The sequence below is a fragment of the Amycolatopsis sp. NPDC031561 genome (assembly GCF_055580625.1).
The window spans coordinates 45243-59226 of record NZ_JBVILA010000002.1 but is presented as its reverse complement, the minus strand read 5'-3'; the positions used below and the strand labels follow the sequence as shown (position 1 = coordinate 59226).

13 protein-coding genes are annotated in these 13984 nt (G+C 69.6%); 6 read left to right on the top strand and 7 right to left on the bottom strand.

The window, feature by feature from the left end; genetic code table 11:
- Nucleotides 1-172: 172 nt before the first annotated feature.
- The 3 genes from ACZ5IK_RS05745 to ACZ5IK_RS05735 all read right to left on the bottom strand — a co-directional run bounded on the left by ACZ5IK_RS05745 (nucleotide 173) and on the right by ACZ5IK_RS05735 (nucleotide 1733).
- Nucleotides 173-781, bottom strand: coding sequence for a hypothetical protein (locus tag ACZ5IK_RS05745; RefSeq protein WP_465486760.1), 609 nt, complete (start codon nucleotides 779-781; stop codon nucleotides 173-175).
- A gap of 75 nt (nucleotides 782-856) precedes the next feature.
- Nucleotides 857-1363, bottom strand: a complete 507-nt coding sequence (locus ACZ5IK_RS05740) for a hypothetical protein (RefSeq protein ID WP_465486759.1) — start codon at nucleotides 1361-1363, stop codon at nucleotides 857-859.
- Between the two features lie 70 nt (nucleotides 1364-1433).
- Nucleotides 1434-1733 carry a helix-turn-helix domain-containing protein gene (locus ACZ5IK_RS05735; protein WP_465486758.1) on the bottom strand — a complete coding sequence of 100 codons (300 nt, stop codon included), beginning with the start codon at nucleotides 1731-1733 and terminating at the stop codon, nucleotides 1434-1436.
- A 337-nt stretch (nucleotides 1734-2070) separates the two neighbouring features.
- Here ACZ5IK_RS05735 and ACZ5IK_RS05730 point away from each other — a divergent pair, with 337 nt between their 5' ends.
- The 6 genes from ACZ5IK_RS05730 to ACZ5IK_RS05705 all read left to right on the top strand — a co-directional run bounded on the left by ACZ5IK_RS05730 (nucleotide 2071) and on the right by ACZ5IK_RS05705 (nucleotide 10290).
- A complete protein-coding gene (locus ACZ5IK_RS05730) occupies nucleotides 2071-3240 on the top strand; it encodes a hypothetical protein (protein WP_465486757.1) in 1170 nt (389 codons plus the stop codon).
- Nucleotides 3241-3382: 142 nt separating this feature from the next.
- Nucleotides 3383-4732, top strand: coding sequence for a flagellar basal body-associated FliL family protein (locus ACZ5IK_RS05725; RefSeq protein ID WP_465486756.1), 1350 nt, complete (start codon nucleotides 3383-3385; stop codon nucleotides 4730-4732).
- 3 nt (nucleotides 4733-4735) lie between these two features.
- Nucleotides 4736-6079, top strand: a complete 1344-nt coding sequence (locus tag ACZ5IK_RS05720; RefSeq protein WP_465486755.1) for a methyltransferase — start codon at nucleotides 4736-4738, stop codon at nucleotides 6077-6079.
- On the top strand, nucleotides 6076-7977 hold the full coding sequence (locus ACZ5IK_RS05715; RefSeq protein ID WP_410601655.1) for a glycosyltransferase family 4 protein: 1902 nt from the start codon (nucleotides 6076-6078) through the stop codon (nucleotides 7975-7977). Before ACZ5IK_RS05720 ends, ACZ5IK_RS05715 begins: the two co-directional genes overlap by 4 nt.
- Complete coding sequence (locus ACZ5IK_RS05710; RefSeq protein WP_465486754.1) at nucleotides 7970-8524, top strand: hypothetical protein; 555 nt, start codon at nucleotides 7970-7972, stop codon at nucleotides 8522-8524. The genes ACZ5IK_RS05715 and ACZ5IK_RS05710 overlap by 8 nt, the downstream gene beginning before the upstream one ends.
- Nucleotides 8521-10290, top strand: coding sequence for a glycosyltransferase family protein (locus ACZ5IK_RS05705; protein WP_410664336.1), 1770 nt, complete (start codon nucleotides 8521-8523; stop codon nucleotides 10288-10290). Before ACZ5IK_RS05710 ends, ACZ5IK_RS05705 begins: the two co-directional genes overlap by 4 nt.
- A 363-nt stretch (nucleotides 10291-10653) precedes the next feature.
- Here ACZ5IK_RS05705 and ACZ5IK_RS05700 read toward each other — a convergent pair whose 3' ends face one another.
- From ACZ5IK_RS05700 to ACZ5IK_RS05685, 4 genes are all read right to left on the bottom strand, one after another.
- Nucleotides 10654-11382, bottom strand: coding sequence for a Crp/Fnr family transcriptional regulator (locus tag ACZ5IK_RS05700; RefSeq protein WP_465486753.1), 729 nt, complete (start codon nucleotides 11380-11382; stop codon nucleotides 10654-10656).
- Nucleotides 11382-11582 carry a hypothetical protein gene (locus ACZ5IK_RS05695; RefSeq protein ID WP_146044300.1) on the bottom strand — a complete coding sequence of 67 codons (201 nt, stop codon included), beginning with the start codon at nucleotides 11580-11582 and terminating at the stop codon, nucleotides 11382-11384. The genes ACZ5IK_RS05700 and ACZ5IK_RS05695 overlap by 1 nt, the downstream gene beginning before the upstream one ends.
- A 572-nt stretch (nucleotides 11583-12154) precedes the next feature.
- Nucleotides 12155-12823: a response regulator gene (locus ACZ5IK_RS05690; protein WP_465486752.1), complete on the bottom strand. Its 669-nt coding sequence runs from the start codon at nucleotides 12821-12823 to the stop codon at nucleotides 12155-12157.
- The gene (locus ACZ5IK_RS05685; protein WP_465486751.1) at nucleotides 12820-13944 is read right to left on the bottom strand and encodes a sensor histidine kinase; all 1125 of its coding nucleotides are present in this window, start codon (nucleotides 13942-13944) and stop codon (nucleotides 12820-12822) included. Before ACZ5IK_RS05685 ends, ACZ5IK_RS05690 begins: the two co-directional genes overlap by 4 nt.
- Between the last annotated feature and the right edge of the window lie 40 nt (nucleotides 13945-13984).

Sequence of the window (13984 nt, the reverse complement as noted above, 5' to 3'; positions counted from 1 at the left end):
GTTCGGCCGATTAAGACTGGGAAAGCTTCGTGTTCAAGGCCCAAGTTGTCCAGCTCGTGGGCATACTCCGTGAAACTGTCACCTGATCAGGTGTCTTGCGCCGCCGCCCGAACCGTGAGAATGACGGTGCGTGAACGGCGAGCCCACCGAATGCGGGCTCGCCGTGGCTCGATCACGCGGCCGCCTCCCAAAGGCTCATGAAGGCCGAGGCCTCACTCCGGACCCACGGCCGCACCTTGTCGCGGTCTCGCGGCGACAACGCGAACTCCTTCGACCGCCGGACGTCGATCACCAGCGGGCGCCCGCCCGGCCGCAGCTCGTCCATGGTCTGCTCCAGCAGCCACAGCACCAGCTGCGCCGCGTCCCGGCTCAACGGCTCCTCCTTGAAGTAGAGCCAGGTCACGTGGACCGGGCCGTCGCCCTTGCGCAGGCCGAGGTGCGGATTGATGCCCACCTCGAGCGTGCCGAGCCGCCACCGGGACCGGCCGACCTCGGCCAGCCGCAGGTCACGGCGCCCCAGGTAGCGCAGCCAGCCGTTGGCGATTTCGGTGTAGTGCGGCCGCGTGCGCTCGTCCGCGTTCTCGACGAGGGCGCGCATGACCTCGCGATCCCGTCCGGAGACCCGTCCGGCACGGATCGCGTTCGCGGCGCGGAGGTAGAAGTTGAACCCGCCCCGGGCCGGGTCCTCGTACTGACGGCGCCAGCGCCGGACGAAGGAGGAACGCGAGGGACCCGAGCTCGTGCTGTACCCCACGAACGTGGGCAGGGTGATGTAGGCCATCCGTGTCTGCCTTTCGCCGCTGTTCCTGCTGTACAACGACCATTTTAGAACACATGTACGACAGAAACCGGCGCCTTACGGGTGACGCGGGCCAGGAGGCCAGGGACCTTCGAGCAGCTCGGCCGATTCTTCGAGGATCGGGACTTCACAGACGTCCCTCGGGGTGAGATCGGTCGGGATCCAGCTGTCGAGCATCGCCGACCAGCGGGTGATCCCCCGCAGCGACGACGGGGAGCCGAGCAGCTCACCGACCTCGCTGACCAGCGCGCCACCGGCCGCCGGCGAGAGGTCGCCCTTGACCATCGCGGTGAGCCAGCCGTGGATCAGCAGCCAGCGGGCGGCCGTCGGATCGGCGGGCAGTTCGAGGCCGAGTTCGTCGACGACCTGACAGAACGCCTTGTCGACAGCGTCTTCGGCGGAGGACCCGAGGCCGGCGAGCAAGGCAAGGGAGGGGGCGTCGAGTCCGGCGACGATCGCGTCCAGCCCGGCCTCGACCAGGTGGGACGTGCGGACGTCACGCCCGGCGAGCCTGCCGATGGCCAGCTCGCGCAGCGCGCCGCGACACGCGTCGATTTCCGTCACCCGGCACTTCCCACGTCAGCCACCGTACCGGCGAGACCGGTCCGCCGCCTCTGACCTGCCGAAAGAGTCATCACACCGTGGACAGCCGCGGAGTGATCCGGACGTCGAGAACGGCTTCGAGGGCGTGCGCCAGCCTTTCCAGCACCGGAATGGTCGGGACGGTTCCCCCCGCCTCGAACCGCGCGACGGCGGACTGCGTCATCCCCGCCTCGGCGGCGAGCCTCGCCTGGGTCCAGCCACGCGCCTCACGCATTTCACGCAAGTTTTTACCAAGGCCGTAGGCCAGTTTCGCGGCCTCGTACGCGTCGGCGGCGCCCGGCTCGGCCATCCGCCGCTCGCGTAGCCGCCGCCAGTCGGTCCGCTCGGCCATCGTCCTCACTCCCCACCATGCTCATCAGTCGTATGCCTTCGAGCGACACAGCGCCACATCGCCTTCCGCGCCCGTCGCACCTCACGCTCTTCGCGCATCCGGGTCTTCCGGAACTCGGTCAGCAACACGTCATAGCTTCGATGCTATATATGCAGGTGAGGACACTTTCGAGCGATCCATGTGCGTCCTCGCAAACGCCGGGCAACGACCTGAAGATCGCGCACGATCCGTGCTGGACCGGGTCGTGAATGGACGCAAGAATGTGGAAAGACCACATCAACCACCCATAAGGGTGCATGCAAGACTGGCTGCCCACACCCGGCGGCAGGGGGGCCAAATGAGCTGGCAAGACGAGCTTCGACAGCTGGACGTCGAGCTGGCCGCGGGTCGCATCGGGCACGCCGAACACCGCCGGAAGCGTGACGAGCTCTTGGCCGAGGCCTCCGGCGGGACGATGCCGTCGCCGGTCCCCTCGCCGCTGCGACGTCCGGGCGGGGCATGGCACAGCACCAATCCCGCCGCCCGGCCGGTCGAGATGCCCACCGTCACGGTCCCGCAGCCCCAGCCGTACCAACAGCCCCAGCAGGCCTACGCGCCTCCGCCGCCGGAACAGCGCACTCAGCCTTTCGACACCGAGAAGCCCCGGCCGCGCGAAAAGAAGCCCGTCCCCCGGATCGCGGACCACAAGACGACCGCGCCCTCCCCCGCCGACATCAATCCGACGGTGTACCTGCGCGCCGAGCCACCTCCGGTCAGGGACAAGCCGTCGACCCGTCAGCTGAACCGGCCGCTCCCGCCGCTGGCCCCCGAACCCGGTCCGCGGCACCACGCTCCGGCCGAGGACTACGCGGTCGTCGGCAAGCGCAAGCCGACTTGGCTGTTCATCGGCGCCGGCGTGCTGGTCGTGCTGGCGCTGATCATCGGCGGAACGCTGTGGCTGGGTTCGGCGCCGTCCTCGAACGTCGCCGAGCGGCCGCCGTCGCCGAGCATTGCCCAACCGCCGGACGGGCTCACGCCGTCGGGCCAGCCCAACAGCGCCCAGACGCCGTTGGAAGACCGGCTGCCCGCGCTGCCGGGAACGCCGTCGAAGGACAACTCGACGATGTCGGTCGCGAAGGGCGTCGAGCTCAATCTCTACTCGAGGGCCGCGGGCGATTACCTCGCGTCCAAGAACGTCGCATCGATCACCCACAAGGGCTCGAACGAAGGTACGAACGGTTACCTCGTCCTGGTGATCCCGGCGAACGACGCGAAGGACGCCGCCGCGATCGTCAAGTACTTCCGGGAGAACTCGATCAACGCCGGACTGCGCGAGCAGCGCGTCGGCGACCGGCTCGCCCTCGTCGGCGCGAACAAGAACGGCCAGCTCAGCGGCATCGGTTACGTCTCCGGGACGATGGCCGTGACGACCTGGGTCTCGCAGCCGCTCGGCGGTGACCCGAAGGCGCTCGACACCCGGCTGGAGCAGACTCTGACCTCCTTGGACACCGTTCTCCCGGCGAGCTGAGAAGCGCGGGTCGCGGGGAGATCACGATTCGACCCGCGAGGGCGGACCCAGGCCGGGCAGTGCAGAATGTGCGAGGTCACCGCAGTGGTGGTATCGCGAAGGCCGGGAGCGGGGCTCCCGCCGGAATCGGATAAGGGGGCCGGTGGTGTCCTGGCAGGAAGAGCTGCGCAATCTGGACGAGGAGCTCGCATCGGGACGGCTCTCCGCGGACGATTACCGGCTCCGCCGTGACCAGGTGCTGTCCTCGGCGGTCGCATACGGCGACCCGGCCCAGCAGCAGGTCCAGCAGCCCGGCCAACAGCCGCAGCAGCCCTTCCAGCAGCAGCCGCCTCCCGCCGCTCCTCAGCAGCAGGCGCCGCAGCAGTCCGGCCAGCAGGCCAGCGCCGACTCGACCCAGATCATCGCGCCGGTGAACCAGCCCCCGCAGAGCGGTGAGGGCGAGCGCACCCAGGTCGTCTCGAACTGGCAGCAACAGCAGGCCGATCCGAACCGCACCCAGGTCGTGCCGCCGATGGCGTCCCCGGCGGGCGGTTTCCCGCAGCAGGGTCATGCGTCCCCGGCGGGCGGCTTCCCCCAGCAGGGCCAGGCCTCGCCCGCGGGCGGCTTCCCCCAGCAGCAGCACCAGCACCAGCAGCAGCACGGTTACCAGCAGCAACAGCCGCAGCAGCAGGGCTGGACCGACACCGACGCCAGCCCGCCGTGGGGTGGTTCGGACTTCCCGCCGATCTCGCCGGTCGGCAGCACGGAGTGGGTCAAGCAGGGCCCCGAGCTGTTCGAAGACAAGCCCAAGGGCAAGGGCGGCAAGATCGCGATCATCGCGATCGTCGCCGTCCTGGTGCTCGCCGGTCTGGGCGTCGGCGGTTACTTCGCCCTCAAGGGCGGCGGTGACGAGCCGGCGGATCCGACGGCCCAGCCGCAGCCGACCCAGTCGCAGAACGCGCCTCCGACGTCGTCGGCCAAGCCGAAGACGCCCGAAGAGCTGCTGTTCGAGAAGATCCCGGAGCAGTCCGGTGAGGAAGACTCGAAGAGCGGCGCGATCCCCGCGACCCAGCTCACCGAGCTCGCCGGCCTGGAGAAGGGCGAGGCCGACCTCGTCATCGCCGCGGGCGTGAAGCAGGTCGCGTACCGGGGCTCGCAGAAGCAGCCGGACGAGACCGGGCCGCAGCCGGCGAAGATCTCGGTCACGGTCATCCCGCTGACCAGCCCCGGCGCCGCCAGTGACCTGGTCAAGCAGCTGCGCCAGTACCAGACGAGCAACGGCTTCGTGCAGATCACCGAACCGCTGCCGGGCATGCCGCCGAAGCTGAACTTCCAGAAGAAGATCGACGGCGACAAGGGCACCTACCGCGGCACCTGGATCAGCGGTAACAACATCATCCGGGTGGACATCCTGCAGAACCCGCTCGGTGGGGAAGACGGCGAGAAGGCGTTGAGCGGCACGTACCAGCGTGCGGTGAAGAAGACGCTGGAAAACTACGCCGTCACCAGCTAATCGATGACCGCCGAGAAGGCACGGCTGCTCACGACTCTGCTCTCCCTGGCCGGGGACACCGGTTCGCTGTCCGACGAACTGCACTTCGCCGGCTGGGATGCCACCGAGAGCGTCGCGCTCGACCACGGCGCCGCGAACGTCCTCCGGGCGCTCGTGCTGCCGAAAGCGGCGCGGGTCCTCGAAGTCGGGGCCGGTTTCGGCGGTCTGACGCGGTATCTGGGCGAGGTCTCGGAGAGCGTGCACGCCGTCGAGGCCGACCCGGTCCGCGCCGCCGCGGTGCGGTTCCGCACCCGCGACCTCGGCACCGTGACGGTGCACGACCGGCTGGTCACCGAGACCTACGACTTCGCCGTCGTCCAGCAGCCCTACGCGACGCGGAACCTGCTGGACTGGGTTCGCGAGCGACTGTCGCCGACCGGTGCCGTCGTGGTGTTGACGTCTTCGCGTGGTGTCACCGGGACACTCGCGGCGGCGGGTCTCGAAGTGCAGCGGGAGCTGCTTTGTTCTCCCGGCCACGAGGTCGCCCGCGCGGTTCGCGGCGCGCAGATCGACGCCGAACTGCCCCGTCTGTCGGCCGCGATCAGCGGCGGTCCCGCGAACGGCCTCGCCCTGCTGTGCGGCCCCGGCGCCGCTTCGCTCTGGCCCGCGTACCGGCTCGCGACCTACTTCAACACCGCCGAGCGCGCCGCGTTCGCCTGCACGCGCGCCGACGTCGTGCGCACCGGGGAGGGCGCCGAAGTCCGCCGCACGCCGCTCGTCCCGTCGCCGCCGGTCGCCGGGATCTCGGTCGGGGAGTGCACGGACAAGGTGTACGACGCCCCGACGATGGTCGAGGTCCTGCTCGACGAGCCGGAGCGCGTCGCGGAACTGCTCACCGGCTGGCGGGATCTCGTCCGCGCGGAGGCCGCGCGCGGGGTCGAGGCGCTGTGGGATCTGGTGCCGCACAACGTGCTCGTCGACGGCGCGACGCTGCGCCCGATCGACCTCGAGTGGCGGAACGCGGGCGCAGGGGTGGCCGAAGTGGTCGAGCGCGGAGTGCTCGTGCTGGCCGACAAACTCGCCGACGCGGGCTGGTCCGCGGCGGCCGACGACGGCTCGATGCGCGACCTGGCCTGCTGGCTCGGCGTGCTGATCGGTCTCCATCCCTCCTTTGTGGACGGTGCGACGGCGCGTGAGGTCGACTTCTCGGTGATCGGCTCGAGTGGCACCGTCCACGGCACGCACGAGGTGCGTGAGGCCATCGCCGAGATTTGGCGAACGCGCCTCCAGCGGAGTGTCCACAGGTACCGTTCAACCGACGTCGGCGCCGGTGTGGCGGCGAACGAAGACGAGGTAGCGAAGCGATGACGAGCCTGCATACCGCCGGCATCCTGACCCCGGACCGGCCGGTCGGGCACCTGTTCGAGCTCCGGGGCTGGACGACCGGGATCAGCCGGATCGACGAGATGTCCGTGACCATCGCGGACGTCGAGGCGAACCTGTTCCCCGAGCCGTGCCCGGGCGCGCCCGAAGGCACTTTCGGCTGGCGTGCCGTCCCGGCCACCTGGGTTCCCGCGGGCACTCAGGACATCGTCGTCGCCGGCCCGGACGAACGCGTGCTGAACCAGGCGACCGTCCACGTCGGAACGTTGCCGGGTGAAGAACCGCTGTGGCTGGGCGAACTCGAAGCGCCGAAGCAGGGCAAGGTCGCCGAAGGACACGTCGTCTACGTGACCGGGTGGGCCATGTTGCAGGGCCGCGCGCCGAGCCTGATCGAGGTCATGGTCGAAGGCGGCGGCACGGTCAGCGCGCGCACCCGCCTGCCGCGCAAGGACGTGCCCAAGGAATTCCCCGGCTTCGACGACGCCGCCGTCAGCGGGTTCGAGGCTTGGGTGCCCGTCGACCTCCCGTACGGCGAAGAGCGGACGCTGTCGCTTCGCGTCCGGTACCGCACCGAAGGCGTCGGCGAGGTCGTGTCGGCGAAGCGCACCTTCACGCTTCGCAACCCCGTCGCGGACCCGGACGACGCCGAGCTCTCCGACGAACTCGCCGGTGACACCGCCCGCGCGATGGCACGCGTGAACATCCCGACGGATCCGAAGCACGTGCTGGTGTTCACGCACAGCCTCGGCGTCGGCGGCGGGCAGCTGTGGCTGCAGGAACTGCTGAGCCGGATGGTGACCGACCACGGCTGGCAGGTCAGCCTGGTCAGCGAAACCGACGGCCCGCTGCGCGCGGACTGCCACGAACTCGGCATCCCCGTCCATGTCACGACGCACTACCGGAACCAGACCGTCCCGGCCTACGAAGGCCACGTCGCCGAGCTGGCGCGCTTCGCGAAGTGCTCCGGAGCGGGCGTCGCGCTCGTCAACACGCTCGGCGGCTTCGTCGGTGCGGACGCGGCGAAGCGCGCCGGGATGCCGACGGCGTGGGTCATCCACGAGAGCTTCTCGCTGCCCGCGTTCGCGTACCAGAACTGGGGCCCGGTGAAGCCGCCCGCCGCGGTTTGGCAGCGCTGGGAAAGCACGCTCGCCGAGGTCGACAGGCTGCTGTTCGTCGCGGACGCGACGCGCGAGATGTTCCTTCCGTACAGCAAGCCGGAACGCTGCCGGACCGTCCGCTACGGCACACCGATGCACAAGTTCGGCGGCCGGACGCGGTCGGAGACGCGGCGGCAGGCGCGGAACATGCTCGGCTACTCGCCGGACGACATCGTGCTGGTCAACATCGGCATCGCGGAATCCCGCAAGGGACAGGCGCCGCTGATCTCGGCGATGGAACGGATCCACAAGGTCCACCCCGAGGCGAAGCTGTCCGTCGTCGGCCTGCACCCGTCGCCGTACGGGCTGGCGATGGAGGAATCGGTCGAGCGCGCCGGGCTGGAGAAGTCGGTCAGCCTGGTGCCGATCCAGCCGGATCCGCTGCGCTGGCTGCAGGCCGCGGACATCTTCGTGAACAGCTCCGACATCGAGTCGCTGCCGCGGTCGATCCTCGAAGCCGTGTGCTGTGGCGTCCCGGTCGCGGCGACCGACGTGTTCGGCGCGCGGGAGATGATCGTCGACGGCGAGACGGGCTGGCTGTTCGAGACAAACGACGTCGACGCGCTGACAGCGGCGTTGCTGCGCGCGCTGGGCACGTCGGCCACGCGCCGCCGTGAGATGGCGAAGGCCGCGCACGAGAAGCTGCTGCCGTGGCTCGACCCGGCGGGCTACGCGCGTGAGTACTCCGAAATCCTGACCGAACTGAGTGGGGGCGTTCATGTCTGACACCGACATTCCCGGCCGTGTCCAGGCCGAGCTGACCCGCCTCCGGGCCGAGCGGCAGGTTTTCACCGCCGAACAGGACCGGCTGAAGGCGAAGCTGGCCGACACCGAGCACGAGCTGCGCGAGGCCACCGCCGCTGCCGCCGCGCCGAACGAGTCCGCCGAGGTGAACCAAGCTGTGTTGAATCAAGAGTTGGCTTCGCAGCAAGAAGAACTCGACGTCTCCAAGGCGCGTCTGCGGGCGCTCGAAGCCGAGGTCCTGCTCGCCCACCAGCAGCGTGACTCGCTCCGCGCGGAGTTGAAGACCTGCCGTGAGGAGCGCGACAAGCTGCGGCTCGCGCTGCTCGACGCCGAACTCGTGGTGTCGGCGGGTGTCGTCGACGCGGACATCCTGCCCGGTGGCGAGCCGTCGGCCGACCGGCAGCGCCTGCTCAACGCCGAACGTCTCGCCGCCGAGATGGCCCGTGAACTCGACGCCACGCGCCGCACCGTCAGCTGGCGGGTCACCGCGCCGCTGCGGGTCGTGCGGAAGAAGATGGACCGGCCGTGACCGAACTCTGCTTCGTCTCCGCCGAGGGCGGTTCCGCCTTCATGGAGGAGCTCCTGGAGGTGGTCGCCGACGCCGTCCGCACGGCGGGCGGCAAGGCGCGGACGGCGGTCGGGAAGTACCCCGAGGCCGGGGGCGACACCGTGTACGTCGTCGTCCCGCACGAGTACTTCGTGACCGCCCCGGACGCCGACTTCCCGACCGCCGACCAGTGCCGTCGCACCATCGGGTTCTGCGTGGAGCATCCCGGCACCGCGACCTTCGAGCGCAACGCCGAACTGCTCTCCATCCTGGGCGGCGCCGTCGACATCAACCAGGATTCGACCGCCGAACTGCGGCGGCGCGGGATCACCGTCGAGCATTTCCAGCTCGGCTACAGCCCGCTGTGGGACCTGTGGGGCGGCGATCTCGACCGTCCGCGCGACCTCGACGTCACCTACCTCGGCACCGCCGAGCGGCGGCGTTCGGTGCTGCTCGGCTCGTACGCGCGGGACCTCGCCGGGCTGCGGACGCGGCTGCTGACCCCGCCGCACGAGCCGATGACCGCCGCCCGCGTCGACTTCCTGCCGGGCAAGGCGAAGTTCGAGCATCTCGCGCGGTCGCGATTCCTGCTGAACCTGCACCGTGAGCAGAAGCAGACCCTGGAGTGGGTGCGGACGCTCGAAGCGATGACCAACGGCTGCGTGGTGGTCAGCGAGACCTCCTCCGAGGTCGAGCCGCTGGTCCCCGGCGAGCACCTGGTGCTGGCCAGGCCGGAGGCACTGGGCTCGGTCGTCGCCGCGCTGGCCGACGAGCCCGAACGGGAACGGCACCTGCGTTCGGCGGCCTACGGTTTCGTGAAGTCGCTGGACATGACCGCGTCCGCACGACGGCTGATCGACCTGGCGTCTTCGCTGGGTTCGACGCCTGCCGCGGACCTCGCCCCGGCGCGGGCCCTCGCGACGAGCCTGCGGAACCCGGAGAACGCGCTCGCCGTCGACACCCCGTCGTTCGACGCGCGGTTCGCGGGCGACCGGTCCGCCGGCGGCCCGGCCTCGGCACGCGGGACGGCGTTGTCGGCCCGGATCGCACAGCGCGCGGCGGGTGCCCGGCGGGTCGCCACCCGGCGCTGGGAGTCCGCGGCGGCTTCGCCGTCGGGCTCCGCCGACGTCGACGTGCTGATCGTGCGCCGGACCGGCGAAGTCGACCCGGACGATCTGGCGAACGACCTCCTCACGGGCAGCGTTCGGCCCCGGAAGGTGCTCGTCGGCGAAGACGGCGTGCACCCGTGGCCGCGGCCGCGCCCGTACGACACGCTGCTGCACGACACCCCGCTCGGCCGCGGGCTCACCCGGAACTCCCTGCTGGAGCGCTCGACAGCGTCGTGGCTGCTGGTGCTCGACGGCGGGATGCGGGCCTCGGAGTTCCTGCTGGAGCGTTTGCTGGCCGCTTCGGCGGACGCCGACGTCGTGCACTGCCCGGTCGCGGATCCGGTGGACGGCCTGGTCGGCGCGCTGCCGCCGGAGGAGCGGCGCCTGCGGACGCTGCCGTACCTCGGCAGCGGATATCTGGTGCGGCGGTCGCTGGTCGACGAGCTCGGCGGGTGGAACTCCGAGGTGCTGTTCGAGGGCCTGGAGGATCACCTGTTCTGGCGGCGCGTGGCCGCCGCGTCGCGGCCGACGACGCTGGTGCAGCAGGTCCTGCTGCGGCGACTGCGGCCGGATCCGGACTCGCGGCCGATGGACCTCGACCCGCATCGGGTTTGGGCGGCCGTCGACAGCGCGCTTTAGCCCACCTCGCGTGCAATGAAAGGCCCGTTACTTGCAAATTTTGCAAGTAACGGGCCTTTCATTGCACTGGGGTGGGCGCGGCGTTAGCCCGTAAGTGTGAGTTAGGCCGTGTCAGTGAACGTCCTCCCCCGGTGATGCGCCTTATAGGCAGAGCATCGGAAGCCTTCGGATGCCGGACGAGGAGGAGCCGCCATGGCCTGGGAAATCGCCCTGGTCGCCGCGCTGGCCGTCGTGTTCGTCATCAGGCTCGCGCTGCAACTGAAGCGCGGCTGACCTCGTCCGATTACTGTCTTGCGCACCCCGCGGCGCAATGAATGAGGTGAACGGGACTTTCATCGAGGATCACCCGGTGAAAGTCCCGTTTCACCCCATCGCCACCCGCCTTCCGAGGCGCATCTGCGGAATCCGCCGCGGCCGGGCGGCGCGGGCCGGAGAAAGCGGAGGGCCGTCCTCGCGCAAGCGCTTCTTCACGTGGATCGTCTTGTACCCCGTGCTCAGGTAGCCCTCGTTCTTCAGTTTCGCCATCTCGGCGTTGACCGACGCCGGCGAAGCACCGATCGCGGAGGCGATGTCCGTGTGATTCAGGCCGACGTCGACGACGACGCCGTTTTCCCCGGGGACCCCGTAGAGCGCCTGCAACCGGGTCAGGAACGCGGTCAACCGGCACCGGACCTTGGCCGTCGCGAAACCCAGGGCGACGTTCCGCAGCCGCAGCCGGACGGCCAGGTCCAAGGCGATCAAGGCCATCGCCTGCTTGTCGTCGTCGAGAAAGCCGTGGAACGCGTTCTGCGGGACCTCCAGCACGCGGACCGGTTTCGTGGCGACGAACGAGAGGTGACTCGACCGTCTGGCCAGGCAGTCTTCGACGCCAAGGACGTCGCCGGCGCCGAGCAGGTCCACGATCATCGGCGACGTGCCGCCCTGGGCCGCGCGGATCGCCTTCACGAAACCGGAGCGCAGGATCAGCACCGGGGGCGCCGGATCGCCTTGGTTGAGCAGCGTCGTACCCGTCGCGTAGTCCACGTGCTTGCCGAGTTCGAGCAGCCGCTGCCGCTGCCGTTCGGTGACCGCCGCCAGGAAATCCCCGCCCATCAGCCCACCACCGCCGCGAACGCGTAGAGGATCGCCGGGAGCCCGGCCACGAGCGCCGCGACCGCCCCGATGACCTTCGCCGGCTGAGCGACCTTTCCCGCGAGCAGGAGCCGGGTGAGGATCGCGGCGAAAACGATGTAGGCGAGAACGACGACGCCCGCGGTGACCACGAGAAGCGGATCAGGAGTATTTGTCGTCAATAGTGACTCCCAGTGAGAGAAGAAAAGTGAATCTGGTTCTTGCCCGGCTGGGTGAGAATCACATCAGGTAGGTGACACCGCCGCTCTGCCGTTCCGCCGAAGACTAGTGCTCAGCGGCATTACGAGAAAGCAACCGAACCTCCGCGGAACCCGTCCAGGGAGCCTTCGACAGGCCATTTCGCGACGGAAAGTGACCACCATTCCGTGCGGCGACTCGAGAAAAAATCACGCACCGTACACGAGAACAAAGGGAGTTCCGACGTGATACCACCGGATTCGTCAGGAAATCAGCACAAGCAGTACGTCCGTATGATTTCGAATCGCTCACCGGAACGCGGCGGCCGCCATATCGGTACCCTGGTGGAGACGAAGATACGGCGAGAATGACAGTCCGGCCGATCTTCCCTCTTACTCCGCCCGGGACGTGCATCTGCACGTGCAATTCATGGAATTAACTGAGCGTCAGCGTTACGGCATGCTTGACGACTCCCCGTGACCGGTAGGGTTTTTTCGGCAATCTCAGCTTTTTGGGGGAATCCGTCCGGCCCGGATAACGCGGTGGGGATTAACGATCAACCCCGGCGAGGGCTGACCAGCCCGGATTCGTAGGCCAGCACCACCAGCTGCGCCCGGTCCCGCGCCCCGATCTTGGTCATGATGCGGCTGACGTGCGTGCGCGCGGTGGCCGTCGAGATCACCAGATGCGCGGCGATCTCGTCGTTCGACATGCCGCCCGCGACCAGGCCGAGGACCTCGCGTTCGCGGTCGGTGATCTCGCGGACGGCGCTCACGTCGATCCGGCGGTTCTCCGGCCGGTCGACGAACTCCGCGATCAGCCGCCGGGTCACGGTCGGCGCCAGCAGCGCCTCGCCCGCGGCGATGACCTTCAGCGCCCGCAGCAGCTCCACCGGGTCGGTGTCCTTCAGCAGGAACCCGCTCGCGCCGGCGCGCAAGGCCTCGTAGACGTACTCGTCGACGTCGAACGTGGTCAGGACCAGGACTTTCACCCCGGTCAGCTCGGGGTTCGCGGTGATCCGTCTCGTCGCTTCGAGCCCGTCGACGCCGGGCATCCGGATGTCCATCACGACGATGTCCGGCCGGTGCTCGACGGCGGCCGCGACGGCCTGGTCACCGTCACCGGCCTCGGCGCAGACCTCGAAGCCGTCTTCGGTCTCCAGCAACACCCGGAAACCGGCGCGCACGAGCACCTGATCGTCCGCGAGGACCACTCGGATCGTCATCGTTCCCCCTCGATCGGTAGCTCCACGCGAACCTGGAACCCGCCGTCCACCACGGACGTCGTGAGCGCGCCGCCCAGCGCGGCCGCCCGTTCGGACATCCCGCGCAGCCCGTGGCCGGGCGCGGGTTCGACGGCGCCACGGCCATCGTCGCGGACGAGCAGCGTCAGCGCACCGGTTTTCCGCTCGAACCTGACGTCGACGCCCCGCGCCTGGTTCGCGTGGCGGACCACGTTCGTCAGCGATTCCTGCAGGATCCGGTACGCGGCGCCGTCGACCGGCGCGGGCAGCTCACCCGGCTCGCCGTCGACGCGCACCTCCAGCCCGGCGGCCCGCGCGTGCTCGAACAGCTCATCGGCCTGAGCGAGGCTCGGCGCGGGCGCCTTGTCCTCCCCGGAACGCAGCACGGCCAACGTCGCGCGAAGGTCCTTCAGCGCCGAAGCGCTCGCTTCCTTGATATTCAGCAGCGCCTCTTTCGCCTGCTCGGGACGCCTGTCGGCGACGTGCGCGGCGACCCCGGCCTGGACGTTGATCATCGCGAGGCTGTGCGCCACGACGTCGTGCACCTCGCGGGCGATGGTGAGCCGCTCCTGCTCGGCCATCCGGTGCCGGTGCTCGTCGGCCTGCTCGCGGCGGGCCCGCGCGGCGGCCAGCCCGTTGCGCACCGCCGTCCCGATCCCGACGACCGCGATCACCCAGACCAGCCCCAGCCCGGCCCGCATGTCGAAGGCGCCGAACCCGTGCCGGACGAACAACACGACACCGGCGACCGCGAGCAGCGATCCGCCGGTGATCCCGGCGACCAGCGGGCCGCGGATCTTGGTGAGCACGAACAACGCGATCGTCGGCAGCACGATCGTCGGCCCGCCCGGGTTGCCGGACGCGTAGTAGCCCAGCGTCAGCGCGGAGGTGAGCAGGAAGATCGTCATCGGGAAGCGGTGGACGACCAGCAGCGGCACCGCGGTGGCGACCAGCCAGAGCACCCCGAACGTGGTCAGCGACGGCGCGTCCGGCTGCCAGCGGGAGGCGCTGCTCGTGGCGCCGAGGACGAACCCCAGCGGCAGCACCACGCGCAGCACGCGGCCCACCCAGGGGCTCCACGGAAACCGTTCTTTCAGCAGCACAGGACGAAAGCTACCCGGGGTGGAGGGGTATCGCGTCCGT

Bases quoted from the DNA above. Each gene is read 5' to 3' on its own strand.
- ACZ5IK_RS05700 (WP_465486753.1), bottom strand. From the start codon at position 11,382: ATGGGCGGGGATTTCCTGGCGGCGGTCACCGAACGGCAGCGGCAGCGG.
- ACZ5IK_RS05690 (WP_465486752.1), bottom strand. From the start codon at position 12,823: ATGACGATCCGAGTGGTCCTCGCGGACGATCAGGTGCTCGTGCGCGCC.
- ACZ5IK_RS05735 (WP_465486758.1), bottom strand. From the start codon at position 1,733: ATGGCCGAGCGGACCGACTGGCGGCGGCTACGCGAGCGGCGGATGGCC.
- ACZ5IK_RS05710 (WP_465486754.1), top strand. From the start codon at position 7,970: ATGTCTGACACCGACATTCCCGGCCGTGTCCAGGCCGAGCTGACCCGC.
- ACZ5IK_RS05730 (WP_465486757.1), top strand. From the start codon at position 2,071: ATGAGCTGGCAAGACGAGCTTCGACAGCTGGACGTCGAGCTGGCCGCG.
- ACZ5IK_RS05745 (WP_465486760.1), bottom strand. From the start codon at position 781: ATGGCCTACATCACCCTGCCCACGTTCGTGGGGTACAGCACGAGCTCG.
- ACZ5IK_RS05715 (WP_410601655.1), top strand. From the start codon at position 6,076: ATGACGAGCCTGCATACCGCCGGCATCCTGACCCCGGACCGGCCGGTC.
- ACZ5IK_RS05720 (WP_465486755.1), top strand. From the start codon at position 4,736: ATGACCGCCGAGAAGGCACGGCTGCTCACGACTCTGCTCTCCCTGGCC.